The following is a 19,715-nucleotide window of genomic DNA, read 5'->3' on the forward strand; positions in this document are numbered from 1 at the left end:
TGGTAAGGTATGAGCGGTGATGGCAATTCCAGTCAGATAAGAGGGAGCGGCAAGGTGCGCCAGCCTGGAAGGCGATTTTACCGCACGGCGCCAAGCCGCGTGGCGGGCGCGGAAATGGGGGCCACTGCGGCAAAAAACGGAATCGAAAATTCCATGCTGCAATGCAATATCGAAATGCGTTGACGATTTCCGCACGACCGTACGAAACTAAGGAAAATCTTTAAATTCCAACAATAACCGAGTATCCAACCCAGGAGACACGATGTCGGCATTTCCCTTGAGTCCAGTGATGGGCCAGATGATGAATCAGCCCCTGCTGATTTCCAGCATTATCGAGTTTGCAGCGCGTCATTATGGAGGCAGCGAAATCATTTCGCGGCGGGTGGAGGGCGATATGCACCGCTACACCTACCGCGATTGCCACCAGCGCGCGCGGCGCCTGGCGAACGCCTTGCATGGCCTGGGAGTCGGCATGGGCGACCGCGTCGCCACCCTGGCCTGGAATGGCTACCGCCACCTGGAAGCCTATTATGCCGTGTCCGGCTCGGGCGCCGTATTGCACACGATCAATCCGCGCCTGTTTCCCGACCAGATCGCCTATATCTCGAATCACGCGGAAGACCAGGTCTTGCTGTTCGATTTGACCTTCCTGCCCGTGGTGGAGAAAATCGCCGCCGACTGCACCTTTGTGCGCCATTTCGTGCTGATGTGCGACCGCGACCGCATGCCCGCCAGCAGCACGATTCCCGACCTGCTGTGCTATGAAGACTTGATCGCCACGCATTCCGACGATTACGCCTGGCCCCTGTTCGACGAAAATGCAGCCGCCACCCTGTGCTACACGTCGGGCACGACGGGCAACCCCAAGGGCGCCCTGTATTCGCACCGCTCGACCGTGCTGCACGCGTATGCGTCGGCCATGCCCAGCGCCCTGAACGTGCGCGCTTCGGATACCGTGCTGCCCGTCGTGCCCATGTTCCACGTGAACGCGTGGGGCTTGCCGTATTCCGTGCCCCTGTCTGGCGCGCGCATGGTGTTTCCCGGCGCGGCGCTCGATGGCAAATCGCTGTACGAACTGTTCGAGGCGGAAAAGGTGACGTTCTCGGCCGGCGTGCCCACCGTCTGGCTGGGCTTGCTCAATCACGCCTTGCAGAATAACTTGCAGTTTTCTACCTTCCGCCGCACGGTGATCGGGGGCGCCGCGTGCCCGCCCGCCATGATGGATACCCTGATCGACAAGTTCGACATCGAGGTCATCCACGCCTGGGGCATGACGGAAATGTCGCCGCTGGGCACGGCCGGCGGCTTGCAGACCAAGCACCTGGACTTGCCGAAGGAGGAGCAGCGCAAGATCCTGCAAAAGCAGGGCCATGCGATCTATGGCGTGGACATGAAGATCGTCGACGACGATGGCAAGGAATTGCCGTGGGATGGCGTGGCCTACGGGCATTTGCTGGTGAAAGGGCCGTGGATCATTTCCTCGTACTACAAGAACGAGGGCGGCGAGGTGTTGCAGGATGGCTGGTTCCCCACGGGCGACGTGGCCACCATCGACGGGGACGGCTACATGCAGATCACGGACCGCAGCAAGGACGTGATCAAGTCGGGCGGCGAGTGGATCGGCACCATCGACCTGGAAAACCTGGCCATGGCGCACCCGGCTGTGTTGCAGGCGGCCTGCATCGGCGTGTTCCACCCGAAATGGGACGAGCGCCCCGTGCTGGTGGTGGTGTTGCGTCCCGGCATGACGGTCACGCGCGATGCGCTATTGCAATTCTTCGAGGGCAAGATCGCCAAGTGGTGGACGCCGGACGACGTGCTGTTCATCGATGCCTTGCCCATGGGCGCCACGGGCAAGATCCAGAAAAACAAGCTGCGCGAGCAGTTCAAGGGGCACAAGCTGCCGGGGATGTAATCCAGCCTAGGCCGCCTGCGGCAGCGCCGACCCCAGTTTTTCCAGCAAATGATCGCACTGGAAGACGGACAGGGTCTGGCGCTGCGCATCCGTGCCGATATCGATCATTTCATCCATTTCGCTGCGCAAGTCGTCATGCTCTCCCGTGCGGATGATTTGCGGCGCCGCAAAGCGCTGGCTGTCGGATATCGTCATGATGTTATCGACATGGTCGACGAGAAAACCGTAGCGCTCGTCACCCCGTTCCACGATCAGGATCTTGCCCGCGCTGGCGTCCGGCAAGGCCGGCATCGCGTACAGTTGGCGCAAGTCGATGATGCTGATCATTTGCTGGCGTAAATTCAGCATGCCGCGCATGCAGGCCGGCATGCCCGGCGGCGTGGTGATGGCGCCGCTGAAATCGATGATTTCGCGTACTTGTCCGATTTCCACGGCGAAGCGGGTTGCCACCGTAAACGTGATGTAGACGCGGCGCTGCGCCTTGCGCGTGGCGGCGGTGGCCGTTTCCGGGTCGCTGGGGTACAGGCGCGCGTGGCCGTCGCGCATTTCGACGATCTCCGCCTGCGACAGGATTTCCTTGTGATCCAGGAAAATGATGTCGCCCAGGCCTTCTTTCGTGATGCAGCCGGCAAACATGGCGGCGCGCGCCTTGCTCAGCAGGGGAATCGGCAGCACTTCGTCGCCAAAGAAATGCACGATGCTGTCGACGGAGTCGACGAGGAAGCCCACGGTCGTGTCCTCCAGGCGCACGACGATGATGCGCTGGTCGCCGGTGGCTGCCTTGCCCGGTTCGCCCGCCTGCAGCAGGGCGCCGAAATCGACGACGGCCACCTGGCTGCCGCGAAAATGCATGCGCCCCAGGCACAGTTCGCTGTTCAGCAGGGAGCTGTGCAGTTCCGGCACCCGGATGATTTCCTGGATGGCCAGCATTTCGAAGGCAAACGTGGCGCCCGCTGCATGGAAGCTGACGCACTGCCGGCGTTCGCTTTGCGCGTGATAGCGGGACGTGCTGAGCCTGGCGCCCGTGGCCTGCAGGGCCAGCACGTGGGGCACGTTTTCGATGCGCAGCAGGGCGTGCGGGTCGAGTACCTGCAGCAGGCGCGCGCCGCCGTCCTGCAGGATCGTGCCGGCGATGACGGCGTGGCTGTCGCCGGCCGCATACTGCAGGGCGCTGCGGGCGCTGGCGGGCACGCGCAGGATTTCGCCCGTATCCTGGAAAACGATGCCGATCAGTACTTGCTGGAAATCGAGGATGGCGATCTTGTCCGTGGCCACGGCGCGCGGCGCGTCGGCGCGGAACAAGCGGCCCAGGTTGACCACCGGAATGACGCTGCCGCGCAAGGTGAACATGCCTTCCAGGTAGGCGGGCGACAGGGGCAGGGCGGTGACTTTGGCGGGGTAATTGACGACCTCGCGGATGCAGCTGGCGGGCAGGGCGAATTCATCGTCGCCCAGGTGGAAGGAACCGAACAGTTCGGTGGCCGTGTCGCTGGCCCCCTGCGCTTGCAAGCCCGTTGCTTCATGCATATCCATATGCGCCTTCCTTGCGTGGAATCAATTCGGGTTGCGCCACCACATCGGTGACGGCATAGCTGTGCCGGGCGCAATCGATCAGCAACTGACGCCCGTGGCGGCCGCCCAGCGCGCAAAAAATGACGTGCAAGCCGCACTGGTCCAGGTATTTTTGCGCCGCTTCCGCGTTTTGCCGGCCCACTTGCAAGCGCCCGTTGCGCGGGCCAAACATGCTGGCGCCGCCCGCCAGCACCACTTCGATATCGGCGTAATCGGCCTGGCGCACGCCCATCAGGCGCAGCAGCGAGGGCACGGCCTGGCTCACATAGCGTGCATTCGGAGCGCCAGGGGCGCCGGCGGTACCGGGCGCTTCCGGCAGCAGGCAGTGGGCCAGGCCGCAGCACGGGCCATTCTTCCAGATGAAGCCGATGCCGATGCAGGAACCGAGCAAGGCTTGCAGCTGCTCGCCCTGCGTGCCCACGCTGAGTTGCCCCATGCCAACATGTTGCAGCGGCAAGTTATGCTCGATGATGATGCTCATGCGGTACCCGCCTTATAAATCATGGGAAACTCGAATTGATAGCCGGTGCCGAGGCGGGCGATGGTTTCCGACTCGCCCAGGATCAGCCGGCCCTCGTCCTTCAGGCTCAGGCGTGCCTGGCGCAGCACGGTTTCCTGGTGCTCGGCGTCGAAATAAATGAGCACATTGCGCAGGAAGACCAGGTCGAAGCGCTGGGCCGGGCGCAGCGCTTCCAGCAGATTATGCTGGGCAAAGCTGACGTGCTGGCGCAATTCCTCGTTGACCTTGACGCCATACGGCGCGGGCGTGAAATATTTGCGCAGCAAGTCCGGGTGCGACAGGCGGATGCGCTCGACGGAGCGGCCGCTGTACTGGCCGGCCCGCGCCGCGCCCAGGATCTGCTGCGAAATGTCGCTGGCCAGGATCTGGTAGCGGAAGGCGGGCGCCTGCAGCTTGAATTGCTCGCACAGCATGGCGATCGAATACAGTTCTTCGCCGCTGGCGGCCGCCGCCGACCAGATGGCGAGGCAGCCTCCCGGATGCGCGCGCGCCCAGGCGGGCAGGTAGCGGTCGCGGAAGTAATCCCAGATGGATGGCGTGCGGAAGAACAGGGTGTCGTTGGTGGTCACCAGGTCGATGAAATGGGCCACTTCGTCGCGGTCGCTGGCCACGCGATCCAGGTACGCCTGGTAGCTGTGCAGGGACAGCGCCTGCAGCCGTGGCTGCAAGCGCCGTTCCAGCAAGACGCTCTTGCGCGCCGTCATGGCGATGCCCGTGTGCTGGCGCACCAGCGCGATCAGGGTCATCAGCACCTCGGGCGTCAAGGTGGCCGCGTGGCTCATGGCCTACACCACGAAGCCGGAGACAGTCTGGTTCAGGCTGCCTGCGCGCTCGTTCAAGCCATCCGTCGAGCGGGCGATGCTGTCGCAGTTGGCGGCCGACTTTTCCGTTTCCTCGGCAATGTACTGGATCGCCGTGGACACTTCGCGCGCCGTCAGCAGCTGCTCGTTGGCCGCCTTCGAGATATCCGAGATGGCCAGGGTGGTCTTCGCCACGCCCGAGACGATCTTGTCGAAGGCGTCGCTGGCCTGGCGGGAGATTTCGCTGCCCGTCGAGACGCGCTTGACGGATTCGTTGATCAGCTTGGAAATTTCCTTGGTCGCCTGCGAAGAGCGCTCGGCCAGCTTGCGCACCTCGTCGGCGACGACGGAAAAGCCCAGGCCGTGCTCGCCCGCGCGGGCCGCCTCGATGGCCGCATTGAAGGCCAGCATGTTGGTCTGGTTGGCGATTTCGCTGATCACCTTGACGATTTCGCCGATGTCTTCCGACGAGCGGTTGATCAAGTCCATCGCCTCGATCGACTTGGCGACGGCGCGCGCGCCCGCTTCCGCTTCCTGCTGCGTGGCTTTCGCCAGGTAATCGGCGTTCGAGGTGTTTTCCGCGATGGAATTGATGGAAAAGGTCAGGCCGTCGATGGAGGCGTTCATTTCTTCCACCGTGGCGCCCAGCGCCTGCGTGCCCACGGCCACGCCCGTGGCCCGTTCGGCGATCGCGTGCGAGGCGTCGGCAAAGCCGTTCGCCGCCGACACCACGTTGCCGATCACGCCGCGCAAGTCGATGATCATCTTGCTGATGCCGCCGGCCAGCAGGTCGATCGGCTCGTCGCCCTCGGGCACGATATTGCAGGTCAGGTCGCCTTGCGCCGCGCGCGCCACCGATTCGAGCAGGGCATTGACCTTGCGGCTGTCGTTGGCGGCCTTGGACTGGATGCTGTTTTCCAGGTTCACCTGTTCGCTGATGTCGATGGCGAACTTGACCACCTTATACGGCTTGCCGTTCAGGTCCAGGATGGGGTTGTAGGTGGCCTGTATCCACACCACCTTGCCATGGTTGCCCAGGCGCTTGTAGCGGCCCGCGTCGAATTCGCCGCGGTTGAGCTTTTGCCAGAATTTCTTGTACTCGGCGCTGCTCGCATACTCGGGCTCGCAGAACATGCGGTGGTGCTCGCCCTTGATATCGCTCAAGTCATAGTCCATGACGGCGAGGAAATTGTCGTTCGCGTCCAGCACATTGCCCTGCATGTCGAATTCGATCACGGCCTGCGCCTTGCCGATGGCGCTGACCTTGCCTTCGTATTCGGCATTTCGCTTTTTCAGGGCCGTGACGTCGCTGGCGAACTTGACCACCTTGAAGGGCCGGCCTTCCGTATCGAAAATGGGGTTGTACGAGGCGTTGAGCCAGATTTCGCGGCCGTCCTTGGTGAGGCGCTTGTATTCGCCCGCGTCGAACTGGCCTTGCCCCAGCTTGTGCCAGAACTGCGCATAGTCGTCGCTGTTGGCGTAGTCGGGCAGGCAAAACATGCGGTGATGCTTGCCCTTGATCTCGTCGAGCGTGTAGCCGACGGACTTGAGGAAATTGTCGTTGGCGTCGAGGATGGTGCCGTCGAGCCGGAATTCGATCACGGCCTGGGCCTTGCTGATGGCGTCGATCTTGCCTTCGTAATCGGCGTTGCGGCGCTTGGTGGCCGTGATGTCGGTGGCAAACTTGATGACTTTATACGGCTTGCCGTCCGCGTCGAGGATGGGGTTGTAGGATGCGTTGATCCACACTTCGCGCCCATCCTTGGCGCGGCGCTTGTATTCGCCATGGTCGAACTCGCCGCGTCCCAGCTTGGCCCAGAAGTTACTGTATTCATCCGTCTTGACATACTCGGGGTCGCAGAAGATGGCATGGTGCTTGCCTTGCACTTCCGCCAGGGTATAGCCGACGACGCGCAGGAAATTGTCGTTCGCATGCAGGATGGTGCCGTCGAGTTCGAATTCGATCACGGCCTGGACACGGTTCAATGCAGTATTTATCGCTTGTAAGTCCAGATCCTGGGAGTGGCTGACATGGCTGGCTGCGTCCATAGTATTTCCTTCGGGGTGAGAAGAGGAATGGGAACGATAATGCCGCTGCTATTACTTTTACTGCTATCCATAAAAGGCAGCAATGTTATTGCCGCGGTCGAAATCTGGTGATAATCGGTGAGAATGTGCGCGCAGAACGGCCGCCAGTGTTTTTCCTGCGGTATGCCTTATTGTAGATAAATTGTAGAGTATTGATTTGTATCAACAATTTTATTATTCCCCAGCATCTGGCGAAAAACAAGGGGCGGGAATAAATAATGTAAAAACTGTCGCAATTGGCCCATGCCGGCATATAACAAACGCATTTCCTTGCATAATAAAACGGCGTTATTATTATTGTGCTTTTATTATTTAAATGAATATCCAAGTGATAGCTTCTACTGAAACTTGCTGCATGCAGCAGAATCTTTCCGCAAATGATGTTGTACCATGGCGTACCATGCTGGCGCCTGCGCGCGCACGACAAAAATAATACGAGCGTTCTTTTATGCGGTATAGTGCAGCTTCATCCCTTGCAACCACCTCATCGCCAAGCAAAAACCTATAGACCAACAAGGAAGAGACATGAGTGCTGAATATCAAGTGAACGGCGCCGTTGCCGTCATTACCCTGGCCAACCCGCCCGTCAACGGCCTGGGCCTGGCGACGCGTACGGCCGCCGTGGCCGGCATCCGCCAGGCGCTGGCGGACGACGCCGTCAAAGCCATCGTCATCACGGGCGCCGGCAAGGCCTTTTCGGGCGGCGCCGATATCAAGGAATTCAATTCGCCCAAGGCGCTCACGGAACCAACGCTGCACACCTTGATCAACGTCGTCGAGCAATCGACCAAGCCTGTAGTGGCGGCCATCCACAGTGTCTGCATGGGCGGCGGCCTGGAGCTGGCGCTGGGCTGCAACTACCGCGTGGCAGCGCCTGGCGCGCAGATGGCCTTGCCTGAAGTTAAACTCGGCATCTTGCCGGGCGCGGGCGGCACGCAGCGCCTGCCGCGCGTGCTGGGCCTGGAAATGGCCTTGAACATGATCGTCTCGGGCACGCCCGTGGCGTCCGAAAAACTGGCCGGCACGGCCCTGTTCGACGAAGTCATCGCGCCCGGCGCGGACTTGCTGGCCGCCGCCGTGGCCTTCGCCACGAAAGTGGGCGACGTGCGCCCGCTGCCGAAAGTGCGCGAGCGCAAGGTCGATTACCCGAACCACGAAGCGTTCCTGCAATTTTCGCGCAATACCGTGAAAGCCATGTCCGGCCCGTTCCCCGCACCGCTGAAATGCGTCGATGCCGTGGCGGCCGCCGTGACGATGAAGTTCGACGAGGGCTTGAAGTACGAGCGCGAACTGTTCATGCAGCTGGTGCAGTCGCCGGAATCGAAAGCCCTGCGCCACGCCTTCTTTGCCGAGAGGATCGCCAGCAAGGTGCCCGACGTGCCGGCCGACACGCCCGTGCGCGCCATCGCCAGCGCGGCGATTGTCGGCGCCGGCACCATGGGCGGCGGCATCGCCATGAATTTCGCCAACGCGGGCATCCCCGTGACCTTGCTGGAAACGAAGCAGGAAGCGCTGGACAAGGGCCTGGCCACCATCCGCAAGAATTATGAAAACACGGTCAAGAAGGGCAAATTGACGCAGGACAAGGCCGAGCAGCGCATCGCCTTGGTCAGCGGCACGTTGGCGTATGCGGATATCGCGCAGGCGGACATCGTCATCGAAGCCGTCTTCGAAGAGCTGGGCGTGAAGGAAACCGTGTTCAGGCAGCTCGACGCCGTCATGAAGCCGGGCGCCATCCTCGCCTCGAACACCTCGACCCTGGACCTGGACAAGATCGCCGCGTTCACCCAGCGCCCGCAGGACGTGGTCGGCACGCATTTCTTCAGCCCGGCGAACGTCATGAAACTGCTGGAAATCGTCCGTGGCAAGGAAACGGGCAAGGATGTGCTGGCCACGGCGCTGGCGCTGTCGAAAAAGCTGAAAAAGACGGGCGTCGTTTCCGGCGTGTGCGACGGTTTCATCGGCAACCGCATGATCGAGCAATACAGCCGCCAAGCCGGTTTCCTGCTGGAAGAAGGCTGCCTGCCCGAGCAGGTCGACAAGGCCGTCGAGAAATTCGGCTTTGCCATGGGCCCGTTCCGCATGGGCGACCTGGCCGGCAACGACATCGGCTGGGCCATCCGCAAGCGCCGCTACGTGGAAAAACCGGAAGTGACGTATTCGAAGACGGCCGACCTGCTGTGCGAACTGGGGCGCTATGGCCAGAAGACGGGCGCCGGCTGGTACGACTACAAGCCGGGCGACCGCAAGGCGTACGCCTCGGAACAGGTCAACGCCATGATAGTCCAGCACTCCGCCGACATCGGCGTGGCGCGGCGCAAGATCAGCGACCAGGAAATCGTCGAGCGGCTCGTGTATGCGCTGGTCAACGAAGGCGCGCGCATCCTGGAGGAGGGCATCGCCCTGCGCGCCTCGGACATCGACATGGTGTATCTGACGGGCTACGGCTTCCCGCTGTTCCGCGGCGGCCCGATGTTCTACGCGGACACGGTCGGCTTGCCGAACGTGCTCGACACCATCGCCGGCTATGCGAAAGGCCGCCACGGCGAAGCGTGGACGCCGGCGCCCCTGCTGGTGAAGCTGGTGGGCGAGGGCAAGGGCTTCAATAGTTGATGTTGGGTTGTTGAATGACAAAGGGCAGATTTCTCTGCCCTTTTTTTATTTCTTCTTCGCCACCATCTTGACCGCCTCGTTGACGATGACGGGGTTGTCCTTCTGGATGTAGTAGCCGGCGCCCGTGATGCGCTCGATGGCCGGCGCGCCGGACAGGCGCTGCCAATCCTTTTCCTGGGCCCGCACCACGTTTTCAAACGATCCCATTTCCTCGATGCCGAACTTGTCGCGCACCAGCAGCATGGCGGGCACGCGCAGCGGGCTGCCCATGTCGACGTGCTGCAGACATTGCGTCTGGGCATCAAATTCGGCCGATTCCGTACTGTTGAACATCAGCTTGCGCCGCGTCTTGACGAGCATGGCGTAGGTGGATGCGTCCGTCTGCAGGCGGTTCCATTGCTGCGGGTGCGTGGGATCGAGCAAGACCAGGCCGGCCACGTCCTGCGGGTACAGCTTCGCATACACATACTGGTACAGCCCGCCCAAGCCATGGCCGACCAGCACATACGGCGGTTTCAAGCCAGCTTGCGCCAGCAGGGCGCGCTGCTGGGCAGCGATGGTGCACGGGTCGCGCGGCGTGGTGGTTTTCTTGCTGTCGCCGTAGCCGGGACGGTCGTACACGAGCACGCGGTGCTGCTTGGCCACTTCGGGCGCCACCTTGGCCCACACATCCTTGCCGTCGCCCATGCCCGACTGGAACACGACGGGCACGCCGCCCTGGCCGCTCACGGTGTAGGCGATGCTGGCGTCGGGCAGGGCGGCGGTAGCCGGCACTCCGGGCATGACCGGGGTCGATGGCAACAGGGAGCAGCCGGAAAAACAGCCTGCCAGCAGCAAGCCGGCGCTGGAGAGGAGCATGGTGCGCGCGGGGCGGCCGACGAATAGATGATGCATGAATCTCCTTCTTGGTGCAGGGACCGGGGACCGGTATGGCGTGCCAGCCATTATAGGCAAATCGTCACGAAGTGGAAATGCCGAACAGAGGTGGATTTCCCGTCCTGTCAGCCGGCGTCGGCGCGGTGGCAGACGGCTTCGATGCGGTTGCCGTCGGGATCGAACAAAAAGGCCGCGTAATAGCTGGCGTGATAGTGGCGCAAGCCGGGCGCGCCCAGGTCGATGCCGCCCTGCGCCAGCCCCGCGTGCCAGAACGCTTCCACGGCCGCGCGCGAGGGGGCCTTGAAGCAGCAATGGCGGCGCGGCGCGTCGTCGGGCGCGGGGCCCAGCCGCACGGAAAAATAGCTGCGTTCGGGATGTTCGGCATCGCTGCGCTCGCCATAGCCTATCCACGCATTGGCATGGTCGCTGCCCACCTTGGGTACGCCGAGCGCGGCGAAGATGGCGTCGTAGAAGCGCTCGGCGCGTTCCAGGTCGCTGACGGTGAGGGAAACGTGGTCGAGCATGGTCACTCCGCAGTAAAAACAAGGACGGCCATAGCATAGCCCGGATCAGGGCGGCCGTGGGCGGGAGTGACCGAGTGATACTGCCGGTGGCCGACTGCTGGTTAAGGGCGGCGGACGCACGCACATGGCGCATCGGCCGCGCAGGCGGGGCAGCCTGGTGCCGGGCGCGCCAGCCGGGCCACGATATTGCGGCTGATGACTTGCACGCGGGGCGCGAACAGCATCACGGCGCAGAAGGCCACGGGCCAGGCGGCAAAGAACGCGTGGCGCCAGCGGGGCAGGAAGTCCGCCTGCAGGCCGATATTGAGCCAGGTGACTCAGGCGCTCATCAGCAGGGTCATGACCAGCGACATCAGGAAGGCAAATACGCAACGCAAACGCAGGGCTTCGGACATGGGACACTTTCAAAATGGTAAGGAAAGGGCAGCGTAACAACTTGCAGCAATCTATACTAGAGCCATATTTTTAATTTCAAATTCCGAAAATGCAATCATGCTCGATGATTTAGCCCTGTTTGTTTCCATTGTCGAGGCGGGCAGCCTGCATGCGGCGGCCGTCAAGGAAGACTTGCCCGCCGCCACCGTCACGCGCCGGCTGCAAAAGCTGGAAAGCCAGCTCGGTTACCGCTTGCTCAACCGCAGCGCACGCCGCTTGCAGCCGACGGCGGAAGGCTGGCAATACTACGAGCAGTGCCGTCCCCTGGTCCATGCCCTGCGGCAAGCCACGCAGCAGCTCGACGCCAGCCTGTCGGCCGTCTCGGGCAGCATCCGCGTGCTGGCGCCCGTCAACTTCGCCAGCGGCTTGCTGACGCCGGCCTGGGTCAGCTTCATGCAGAAGTATCCGGACATCCGCCTGGAGCTGGAACTGTCGAACCTGCTGCAAGACCTGGTGGGCAGCGGCGCCGACCTGGCCATCCGCGTGGGCTCGCTCGACGATTCCTCGCTGATGCAGCGCCGCCTGGGCAGCGCCGCGCTGGTGATGGTGGCCGCGCCCGGCTACCTGGCGCGCGCCGGCGTGCCGCGCGACTTGCAGGAACTGGAAAAGCACGAGCTGATCGTGGCCGAACCGCTGCGCACCTGGCGCTTGCGGCGGCCCGGCGACGGCGCCGAAATGGTGATCGAACCGCAGGCGCGCCTGCGCGTGAACGAAATGCGCCTGGCCGTGGAGATGGCCGATGCGGGCATCGGCATCCTGCTGTGTCCGCTTCTGCAATGCCGCGACGAAGTGGCCAGCGGCAGCCTGGTGCGCGTGCTGCCCGACTGGATGCCGCAGCCGCGCCACGTGTACGCCGTGTGGACGCAGCGGCGCTACCTGCCGGCCCGCGTGCGCGTGCTGCTCGAACACCTGGCGGCGTTTGCGGCCGGCAATCCGCTGTTGAACGATGAGGCCGGCGTCTAGCCCGCCTGTTGCTGCACCAGCCACTGCGTGAATCGGCGCAGCGCCGGCGCAAAGCCGCTGGCCGGCGCGGCGCCCGGCCTGGCCTGGGCAAGAAAATAGGCTGCCTGCGCCTGCATGGCGGGATAGCGGCGCAGCAACAGCGCGGCATGCTCGTCCAGGCTGGCGGGCCAGCCGGGATCGCCATCCTGGTGCAGCAGGTTGCAGGAACGGATCAGCTTGCGCGACGCTTCGCGCTGCAGGCGGGCGATGGCGGCAGGGTCGCGCTCGTCATCGAGGCGCCGCGCATAATCGTCCAGCACGCGGGCAAAGTCGCCATTCACGGCCAGGGCGATGGCGCGCGAGGGAGAGAAGGGCGCAAAGTGCGGCGCCAGGTCCTCGCCCCACAGGCAGCGGCACTGGTGCTTGAGCCAGTAGCCCCAGCTGTACAGGTGCTCCGGCGCCAGCACCTGGGCCCGGTGGCCGATATCGAAATCGATTTTCAGTACTTCCCGGTGGCGTGCCTGCAGGGCCAGGCGCAGCGCTTCCAGCGTTTCCAGTTGCGGCGGCGTGGGCGGCTGGCGCAGCACCAGGGTCAGGTCGAGGTCGGACACGCTTGGCGTGGCATCGCCGCGGGCGATGCTGCCGTACAGGTATATGCCGTCCAGCAAGTAACCGGCGTGCGCAGCCAGGCTGGCGCAGACGTCTTGCAGCAAGGCGTCGAAATGCTGCTGCAGCGGGCCGCAGGGGGCGGGGGCGATGGTCGGCATGCCTGGGGACGAGTCCGGTGGGAGAAACTTCCACCATAGCATGCAGTGGCGCGCGGACAGGTAATCCTTTCTAATAAGTAATACCGAGCGCTTGTACTTTTCGCCAGGATCGCGTTAAGATAAAGCTGCCCGCTTATCCAGTGGGCAATCTGGTGTTTTTCGCGCAATCCCGTCCCTATCCATGAGAGTAGCAATGAAATATCTGATCATTCCCTTCTTGCTGGCCATTACTGGCTGTGAAGTACTGTATGACGCAAACCGGGACAAGATCGGCGAGTATTGCAACAGCCTCAATAATTTTGACGACCGCAACGCCTGCCGCAAGCGCAACCAGACCAGCTACCAGGAATACGTGCAGCAGCGCGACCAGCTGAAAAAGAAAAACGACAAGTAAGCCTGCCGCCATAGACGCCACATAAAAAAACGCCGCTGACCAGTCAGCGGCGTTTTGCTTTGCGGACCCCGGTCTTGCGGCCGGAGCTTGCATCCATTTAATCGTCGGCGTAGATATTGTTGTCCTTGGTTTCCTTGACGAACAGGGTGCCGATCACGACAGTCGCCAGGGCAACGACGATCGGATACCACAGGCCATAATAAATGTCGCCCTTGAAGGCCACCAGCGCGAAGGCCGTGGTCGGCAGCAGGCCGCCGAACCAGCCGTTACCGATATGGTAGGGCAGGGACATCGAGGTGTAACGTATACGCGTCGGGAACATTTCCACCAGCATGGCGGCGATCGGGCCATACACCATGGTCACGTACAGCACCAGGATGAACAGCAGCAAGACGACCATCGGCTTGTTGATCTGGTCCGGATCGGCTTTCGCAGGGTAGCCCGCTTCCTTGATGCCGGCGCCCAGTTCTTTCTTCAGCGCCGCTTCGTGGGCCTTGCTGTCCGCATCGAAGTTCAGGCCGTCCGGCGTCATGACGGCGTTGAACGAGCTAAATTCCTTCGTACCGATGCGCACCTTGGCGATACTGCCGGCCGGCGCGTCTTCCTTCGTGTAGTTCACCGAGCTGTTCGACAGGAAGCCCGTGGCGATGTCGCACGACGATGGGAACTTCTTCGTGCCCGTCATGTTGAACTGGAAGTGGCAGGATGCCGGATCGGCGACCACCACCACTGGCGAGTTCTTCAGTGCCGCTTCCAGCTGCGGGTTGGCGAAGTGGGTCAGGCCGTTGAAGATCGGGAAGTAGGTGGCCGCGGCGATCAGGCAGCCGCCGAGGATGATGTACTTGCGGCCGATGCGGTCGGACAGGCTGCCGAAGAACAGGAAGAACGGCGTGGCCAGCAGCAGGGCGACGGCGACGAGCACGTTGGCCGTTGCCAGGTCCACTTTCAGGGTCTGGATCATGAAGAACAGGGCGTAGAACTGGCCCGTGTACCACACGACTGCCTGGCCGGCGGTCAGGCCGATCAGGGCCAGGATGACGATCTTCAGGTTTTTCCACTTGCCGAACGCTTCCGTCAGCGGGGCTTTCGAGGTCTTGCCCTCGGCCTTCATCTTGGCAAACGCCGGCGATTCATTCATGGCCAGGCGGATCCACACGGAAATACCCAGCAGGATAACGGAGACCAGGAAGGGAATGCGCCAGCCCCACGCTTCGAAATCCTTCTCGCCGGTGGCCAGGCGGGTGCCCAGGATGACCATCAGCGACAGGAAGAAGCCCAGGGTTGCCGTCGTCTGTATCCACGCAGTGAACGCGCCGCGCTTGCCTTCAGGCGCATGCTCGGCCACGTAGGTGGCTGCGCCGCCGTACTCGCCGCCCAGCGCCAGGCCTTGCAGGATGCGCAGGATGACGAGGATGATCGGTGCGGCGATGCCGATGGACGCATGGCCCGGCAGCAAGCCGACGATGAAGGTGGAGCCGCCCATGATCAGAATGGTGATCAGGAAAGTGTACTTGCGGCCGATCATGTCGCCCAGGCGGCCGAAGACCAGCGCGCCGAACGGACGCACGATGAAGCCGGCGGCAAAGGCCAGCAGCGCGAAGATGAAGGTGGTGGTGGGGTCGCCGATGAAGAATTGCTTGGCGATGATCGATGCCAGCGAACCGTACAGGTAAAAATCGTACCATTCAAAGACGGTGCCCAAGGAGGATGCAAAGATGACCTTGCGTTCCTCTGGCGTAATCGGCGTTCCTTTGGTGGAAATTTTCCGTACGTCGGCAGAGCCGGATGGTGATGCCATGGTTTGTCTCCCTATGTTTTATAGTGAACCATTGCCGCGGTCTTTTTGACCATTCTTGCAACAGCTGGAGGCGAGTGTGTTCTCTGAACCTTACGTCATGCTTGCTTGAAACTTACAGCAAGCTTACAAATTGCCATTCATTTCAACTTTGCGAACGACCGTACTTAAATGTGCTATTCTGATTCCGCAGATATACCACCCGACCATATAACATTCCCACAAGGAGACACAGCATGAATGAAGCCGTCATCGTATCGACCGCCCGCACGGGCCTGGCCAAGTCCTGGAAGGGCGCGTTCAACATGACGCATGGCGCCACCCTGGGCGGCCATGTGCTGGCGGCCGCCGTCGAGCGCGCGCGCATCGAGGCGGAGGAAGTGGAAGACGTGCTGGTCGGCTGCGCCTTTCCGGAAGGCGCCACGGGCGGCAACATTGCGCGCCAGGTGGCCTTGCGCGGCGGCTGCCCCGTCACGACGGCCGGCATGACCGTCAACCGTTTTTGTTCCTCGGGCTTGCAGGCCATCGCCCTGGCGGCGCAGCGCATCATCGCCGGCGAAGGCGATATCTATGCGGCGGGCGGCGTGGAATCGATTTCCTGTGTGCAAAATGAAATGAATACGCATATGTACCGCGACGTCTGGCTGCAGCAGCACAAGCCGGAAGTGTATTGGCCCATGCTGCAGACGGCTGAAACCGTGGCCAAGCGCTACCAGATCTCGCGCGAACGCCAGGATGCCTACGGCGCGCAAAGTCAGCAGCGCGCCGCCGCGGCCCTGGCTGCCGGCCTGTTCGATGCGGAAATCGTGCCGATGACCACCATCATGGGCGTGGCCGACAAGGCCAGCGGCATGCTGGTGTCGCGCGAAGTGACGATCTCGGCAGACGAAGGCATCCGCGCGGACACGACGTATGACGGCGTGGCGAAGATCCGCCCGGCCATTCCGGGCGGCGTCATCAGCGCCGGCAACGCCAGCCAGTTTTCCGATGGCGCTTCGATGGCCATCGTCATGAATGCGAAAGTGGCCGAAGCGAAAGGCTTGCAGCCGCTGGGCATCTTCCGCGGCTTCGCCGTGGCCGGCTGCGAACCCGATGAAATGGGCATCGGCCCCGTGTTTGCCATCCCGAAACTGCTGAAAAAGGCGGGCTTGACTGTAGCCGACATCGGCTTGTGGGAACTCAATGAAGCGTTCGCCGTGCAAGTGCTGTACTGCGCCGACACCCTGGGCATCCCCATGGACCGCCTGAACGTCAACGGCGGCGCGATCGCCGTCGGCCACCCGTACGGCGTGTCGGGCGCCCGCCTGACGGGCCACGCCTTGATCGAAGGCAAGCGCCGCGGCGTCAAATACGTGGTGGTGACCATGTGCATCGGCGGCGGGCAGGGCGCGGCCGGGCTGTTCGAAGTGCTGTGATATAGGTAAACCTGGTCCGCGGGCGGCTTCCAGGGCCGCCCGTTTGCATTTCGCGCCCTGTTCCTGCAAGACGCGCCGATAGCGGTTACAGTAATGCTTCATTAATAAACAAGCAGCCTGCCGCCATGATCAAGCACATCGTTTTCTGGAAACTCAAAGACCACGCCGAAGGCGCCGACCGCGCCACCAATGCATTGAAACTGAAAGCCCTGCTCGATTCCTGCTCGGACCTGGTGCCCGGCATCTTGAAATTCGAGGCAGCCGTGGCCCAGCCTGGCCTGGAAGCGACCTACGATATCGTGCTGTACAGCGAGTTCGCCAGCCGCGAGGCGCTCGACGCTTACCAGAATCACCCCGAGCACGTGAAAATCAAGCCATTCTTTGGCGCCGTGCGGGAAGCGCGCCAATGTATGGATTATGAGATTTAGTCCTTACGCAGCAGACACCTTGTTCATCAGCATGTAACTCTCTCACTTTATTGACAGGAGCATCATGACCACCTACCAACGCATCGTCCTCGCCTCGCGTCCCGCCTCCAATGAGGAAGTGCAGCCGGCACATTTCCGTCTGGAAACCAAAGAGATTCCCTCCATCCAGGATGGCGAATTGCTGGTGCGCAACCAGTACCTGTCGCTCGACCCCTATATGCGCGGGCGCATGAGCGCCAATAAAAGCTATGCGGCGCCGCAGGCGCTCGATGAAACCATGATCGGCGGCACGGTGGGCGTGGTGCTGGAATCGAAGCATCCGAAGTTTGCCGTGGGCGACACCGTCGTGGGCACCCTGGGCTGGACGGAAGTGGCCGTATCGGACGGCACCATGCTGCGCAAGGTCGACACGACGCACATTCCCGCTTCCGCCTATCTGGGTTCCGTCGGCATGCCGGGCATGACGGCCTGGTATGGCTTGAACCAGATCATGGCGCCGAAAGCGGGCGAAACGGTCGTCGTGTCGGCCGCCAGCGGCGCCGTGGGCAGCGTCGTGGGGCAGCTGGCGAAATTGAAAGGCTGCCGCGTGGTCGGTATCGCCGGCGGCGCGGACAAGTGCGCGTATGTGGTGAATGAACTGGGTTTCGACGCCTGCGTCGACTACAAGGCGGGCAACTTGGAGGCTGACCTGGCGGCGGCCACGCCGGACGGCATCGACGCCATCTTTGAAAACGTGGGCGGCGCCATCTTCGATGCGGCCCTGGCGCGCACCAATGCGTTTGGCCGGATCGCCGTGTGCGGCTGGATCGCCGGCTACAACGGTGAACCGACGCCGCTCGACAATGCGCGCCTGATCCTCACCAACCGCCTCACCGTGCGCGGCTTCATCGTTTCCGAGCAGCCGGAATTCTGGCCGCAAGGCTTGAGTGAACTGGGCACGCTGGTGGCGACGGGCAAGCTGAAATTCCGCGAATCCGTGGCTGACGGCCTGGCCAGCGCGCCGGAAGCGTTCATCGGCCTCTTAAAAGGGCGCAACTTCGGCAAGCAGCTGGTCAAGCTCAGCTGATCTCTCTGTGGAAAGGCAGGTCGTGCGACAATTGCGGCCTGTCTCTTTCTACATTACACCATGACCAAGCACACCATCCGCCTCGGCAACTGGGCCACCCTGGGCCCTGACGCCACCGCCATCCGTTTTGAAGTTTTCGTCGATGAACAAAAAGTGCCGGCCGAGATCGAACTCGACGACATGGACGCCGTCTGCCTGCACGCCGTCGCCTATGACGATGCCGGCAACGCCATCGGCACGGGCCGCTTATTGCCAGATGGCCACATCGGCCGCATGGCCGTGCGCCAGCCGGGCCGCGGCACGGGCGTGGGCGGCGCCATTTTGACCTTGCTGATGGACAAAGCCCGCGAACGGGGAGACTTGGCGGTGGTGCTGAACGCGCAAACCGTAGCCGCGCCATTCTATGCGCGCCACGGTTTCGTGCAGCAGGGGGAACAATTTGAAGAGGCGGGGATTGCGCATGTCGAAATGCGCCTGCAGTTTGCCTGATTAATCAAGCAGGCGTGGTTCGCACGACGTCCGCGAATACGGACGCCGCGCGGGTACGCTTAATTTTGCGCGTGGCTCTGGCGCCATTTGTCCAGAATCACGGCCAGCACGATCACGACACCTTTCGCCACATACTGCCAGAACGACGACAGGCCCAGGATCGTCAAGCCATTGTTCATCACGCCGATGATCAGCGCGCCGATGACTGTGCCCCAGACGGAACCCACGCCGCCCATCAGGCTGGTGCCGCCCAGCACGACGGCCGCGATGGCATCGAGTTCATAACCGGTACCCCAGTTGCCGTTGGCCGCATACAGGCGGCTGGCCGACATGGCGCCGCCCAGGCCCGCGAACAGGCCGCTGATCGTGTAGACAAACATCAGCACGAGGCCGACTTTGATCCCCGTCAAACGGGCCGCCTGGATATTGCCGCCGACGGCGTAGATATGCAGGCCCAGGGTGGTCTTGCGCAAGATGAACCACGTCAGCACGACGACGGCCGCCGCCAGCCAGATCAGCCAGGGCACGGCCAGGAAGCTGCCGTTGCCCATCCATTCGAAGCTGGGGATTTCCGTGTTCAGCACGCTGGTGCCATCCGCCAGCAGGTAGGCGGCGCCGCGCAGGGCCGTCATGGTGCCGAGGGTCACGACGAAGGGGTTCAGGCCGACGAGGGCCACCAGCACGCCGTTCAGCGCGCCCAGCAGCAGGCCGACGATGAGGAAGGCGGGAATCGAGAAGCCCGCGAACTGGGCCGACAGCGACATCAGCATGCCTGCCACGGCCGAGACGGCCAGCACGGAGCCGACGGACAGGTCGATGCCGCTGGTCAAAATGACGAAGGTCATGCCGGACGCCAGCACGATGTTGATCGACACCTGGCGGAAGATGTTCATGGTGTTATTGCTGGTCATGAACGTGGACGTGCCGTCGGCCGAGAAATACACGGTCAAGCCATACATGGCCAGGTACAGCACCACCAGCACGGGCAGCATGCCCAGGCGGCGCATCAGGTTCGAGGCATTGAAGGGTTCGCCGGCGCGCGCGGCGCCGCGGGTGGTAGTCGTTGTCATGTTGAA

The 19,715-nt window shown here is 62.5% G+C and carries 17 protein-coding genes and 1 pseudogene; 8 read left to right on the top strand and 10 right to left on the bottom strand.

Going from position 1 to position 19,715, the window contains the following annotated elements:
* Nucleotides 1-262: 262 nt before the first annotated feature.
* The gene (locus O0879_RS03710) at nt 263-1,915 is read left to right on the top strand and encodes a 3-(methylthio)propionyl-CoA ligase (protein WP_285817010.1); all 1,653 of its coding nucleotides are present in this window, start codon (nt 263-265) and stop codon (nt 1,913-1,915) included.
* Nucleotides 1,916-1,921: 6 nt separating this feature from the next.
* Here O0879_RS03710 and O0879_RS03715 read toward each other — a convergent pair whose 3' ends face one another.
* The 4 genes from O0879_RS03715 to O0879_RS03730 are packed head-to-tail and all read right to left on the bottom strand — an operon-like array spanning nt 1,922 to nt 6,793.
* A complete protein-coding gene (locus O0879_RS03715) occupies nt 1,922-3,448 on the bottom strand; it encodes a chemotaxis protein CheW (RefSeq protein WP_289914691.1) in 1,527 nt (508 codons plus the stop codon).
* The gene (locus O0879_RS03720) at nt 3,435-3,968 is read right to left on the bottom strand and encodes a chemotaxis protein CheD (RefSeq protein WP_289914694.1); all 534 of its coding nucleotides are present in this window, start codon (nt 3,966-3,968) and stop codon (nt 3,435-3,437) included. Before O0879_RS03720 ends, O0879_RS03715 begins: the two co-directional genes overlap by 14 nt.
* Entirely contained in the window at nt 3,965-4,789 is an 825-nt protein-coding gene (locus tag O0879_RS03725; RefSeq protein WP_289914695.1) for a protein-glutamate O-methyltransferase CheR, read from the bottom strand. Before O0879_RS03725 ends, O0879_RS03720 begins: the two co-directional genes overlap by 4 nt.
* A gap of 3 nt (nt 4,790-4,792) precedes the next feature.
* The gene (locus tag O0879_RS03730; protein WP_289904886.1) at nt 4,793-6,793 is read right to left on the bottom strand and encodes a PAS domain-containing methyl-accepting chemotaxis protein; all 2,001 of its coding nucleotides are present in this window, start codon (nt 6,791-6,793) and stop codon (nt 4,793-4,795) included.
* Between the two features lie 627 nt (nt 6,794-7,420).
* On the opposite strand from O0879_RS03730, the gene O0879_RS03735 reads away from it, so the two are divergent.
* Nucleotides 7,421-9,508: a 3-hydroxyacyl-CoA dehydrogenase NAD-binding domain-containing protein gene (locus tag O0879_RS03735; protein WP_289914697.1), complete on the top strand. Its 2,088-nt coding sequence runs from the start codon at nt 7,421-7,423 to the stop codon at nt 9,506-9,508.
* 45 nt (nt 9,509-9,553) lie between these two features.
* Here the strand turns inward: O0879_RS03735 and O0879_RS03740 are convergent, their stop codons facing one another.
* From O0879_RS03740 to O0879_RS03750, 3 genes and pseudogenes are all read right to left on the bottom strand, one after another.
* Entirely contained in the window at nt 9,554-10,402 is an 849-nt protein-coding gene (locus O0879_RS03740; RefSeq protein ID WP_289897824.1) for an alpha/beta hydrolase, read from the bottom strand.
* A 107-nt stretch (nt 10,403-10,509) separates the two neighbouring features.
* Complete coding sequence (locus tag O0879_RS03745; RefSeq protein WP_289904888.1) at nt 10,510-10,908, bottom strand: VOC family protein; 399 nt, start codon at nt 10,906-10,908, stop codon at nt 10,510-10,512.
* A gap of 101 nt (nt 10,909-11,009) precedes the next feature.
* Nucleotides 11,010-11,213: pseudogene (locus O0879_RS03750) on the bottom strand (DUF2798 domain-containing protein); the annotation flags it as partial.
* A 187-nt stretch (nt 11,214-11,400) separates the two neighbouring features.
* Here O0879_RS03750 and O0879_RS03755 point away from each other — a divergent pair.
* Nucleotides 11,401-12,306 carry a LysR family transcriptional regulator gene (locus O0879_RS03755; RefSeq protein WP_251348622.1) on the top strand — a complete coding sequence of 302 codons (906 nt, stop codon included), beginning with the start codon at nt 11,401-11,403 and terminating at the stop codon, nt 12,304-12,306.
* On the opposite strand, the gene O0879_RS03760 is transcribed toward O0879_RS03755, so the two are convergent.
* Nucleotides 12,303-13,052 (bottom strand): nucleotidyltransferase domain-containing protein, encoded by a 750-nt coding sequence (locus O0879_RS03760; RefSeq protein ID WP_289914699.1) that lies wholly within the window; start codon nt 13,050-13,052, stop codon nt 12,303-12,305. The genes O0879_RS03755 and O0879_RS03760 overlap by 4 nt on opposite strands.
* Before the next feature lie 193 nt (nt 13,053-13,245).
* Here O0879_RS03760 and O0879_RS03765 point away from each other — a divergent pair, with 193 nt between their 5' ends.
* Nucleotides 13,246-13,446, top strand: coding sequence for a hypothetical protein (locus tag O0879_RS03765; RefSeq protein WP_077404762.1), 201 nt, complete (start codon nt 13,246-13,248; stop codon nt 13,444-13,446).
* Nucleotides 13,447-13,543: 97 nt separating this feature from the next.
* On the opposite strand, the gene O0879_RS03770 is transcribed toward O0879_RS03765, so the two are convergent.
* Entirely contained in the window at nt 13,544-15,244 is a 1,701-nt protein-coding gene (locus O0879_RS03770; RefSeq protein ID WP_099667890.1) for an MFS transporter, read from the bottom strand.
* A 233-nt stretch (nt 15,245-15,477) separates the two neighbouring features.
* Between O0879_RS03770 and O0879_RS03775 the strand changes: the two genes are divergently transcribed.
* The 4 genes from O0879_RS03775 to O0879_RS03790 all read left to right on the top strand — a co-directional run bounded on the left by O0879_RS03775 (nt 15,478) and on the right by O0879_RS03790 (nt 18,639).
* The gene (locus O0879_RS03775) at nt 15,478-16,656 is read left to right on the top strand and encodes an acetyl-CoA C-acyltransferase (protein WP_289914701.1); all 1,179 of its coding nucleotides are present in this window, start codon (nt 15,478-15,480) and stop codon (nt 16,654-16,656) included.
* A 125-nt stretch (nt 16,657-16,781) separates the two neighbouring features.
* Nucleotides 16,782-17,084, top strand: coding sequence for a Dabb family protein (locus tag O0879_RS03780; RefSeq protein ID WP_289897829.1), 303 nt, complete (start codon nt 16,782-16,784; stop codon nt 17,082-17,084).
* Between the two features lie 61 nt (nt 17,085-17,145).
* Nucleotides 17,146-18,150: an NADP-dependent oxidoreductase gene (locus O0879_RS03785; RefSeq protein WP_289916140.1), complete on the top strand. Its 1,005-nt coding sequence runs from the start codon at nt 17,146-17,148 to the stop codon at nt 18,148-18,150.
* 60 nt (nt 18,151-18,210) lie between these two features.
* A complete protein-coding gene (locus O0879_RS03790) occupies nt 18,211-18,639 on the top strand; it encodes a GNAT family N-acetyltransferase (protein ID WP_289914703.1) in 429 nt (142 codons plus the stop codon).
* Nucleotides 18,640-18,698: 59 nt separating this feature from the next.
* On the opposite strand, the gene O0879_RS03795 is transcribed toward O0879_RS03790, so the two are convergent.
* The gene (locus O0879_RS03795; RefSeq protein ID WP_099667894.1) at nt 18,699-19,709 is read right to left on the bottom strand and encodes a ribose ABC transporter permease; all 1,011 of its coding nucleotides are present in this window, start codon (nt 19,707-19,709) and stop codon (nt 18,699-18,701) included.
* Nucleotides 19,710-19,715 lie beyond the last annotated feature (6 nt).

The organism is Janthinobacterium sp. SUN120, from assembly GCF_030397735.1.
GTDB classification, from domain to species: Bacteria; Pseudomonadota; Gammaproteobacteria; order Burkholderiales; family Burkholderiaceae_D; genus Janthinobacterium; species Janthinobacterium kumbetense.

Coding starts and splice junctions, on each gene's coding strand:
- O0879_RS03710 (WP_285817010.1), top strand. CDS start 263: ATGTCGGCATTTCCCTTGAGTCCAGTGATGGGCCAGATGATGAATCAG.
- O0879_RS03715 (WP_289914691.1), bottom strand. CDS start 3,448: ATGGATATGCATGAAGCAACGGGCTTGCAAGCGCAGGGGGCCAGCGAC.
- O0879_RS03720 (WP_289914694.1), bottom strand. CDS start 3,968: ATGAGCATCATCATCGAGCATAACTTGCCGCTGCAACATGTTGGCATG.
- O0879_RS03725 (WP_289914695.1), bottom strand. CDS start 4,789: ATGAGCCACGCGGCCACCTTGACGCCCGAGGTGCTGATGACCCTGATC.
- O0879_RS03735 (WP_289914697.1), top strand. CDS start 7,421: ATGAGTGCTGAATATCAAGTGAACGGCGCCGTTGCCGTCATTACCCTG.
- O0879_RS03740 (WP_289897824.1), bottom strand. CDS start 10,402: ATGCATCATCTATTCGTCGGCCGCCCCGCGCGCACCATGCTCCTCTCC.
- O0879_RS03745 (WP_289904888.1), bottom strand. CDS start 10,908: ATGCTCGACCACGTTTCCCTCACCGTCAGCGACCTGGAACGCGCCGAG.
- O0879_RS03755 (WP_251348622.1), top strand. CDS start 11,401: ATGCTCGATGATTTAGCCCTGTTTGTTTCCATTGTCGAGGCGGGCAGC.
- O0879_RS03760 (WP_289914699.1), bottom strand. CDS start 13,052: ATGCCGACCATCGCCCCCGCCCCCTGCGGCCCGCTGCAGCAGCATTTC.
- O0879_RS03765 (WP_077404762.1), top strand. CDS start 13,246: ATGAAATATCTGATCATTCCCTTCTTGCTGGCCATTACTGGCTGTGAA.
- O0879_RS03770 (WP_099667890.1), bottom strand. CDS start 15,244: ATGGCATCACCATCCGGCTCTGCCGACGTACGGAAAATTTCCACCAAA.
- O0879_RS03775 (WP_289914701.1), top strand. CDS start 15,478: ATGAATGAAGCCGTCATCGTATCGACCGCCCGCACGGGCCTGGCCAAG.
- O0879_RS03780 (WP_289897829.1), top strand. CDS start 16,782: ATGATCAAGCACATCGTTTTCTGGAAACTCAAAGACCACGCCGAAGGC.
- O0879_RS03790 (WP_289914703.1), top strand. CDS start 18,211: ATGACCAAGCACACCATCCGCCTCGGCAACTGGGCCACCCTGGGCCCT.
- O0879_RS03795 (WP_099667894.1), bottom strand. CDS start 19,709: ATGACAACGACTACCACCCGCGGCGCCGCGCGCGCCGGCGAACCCTTC.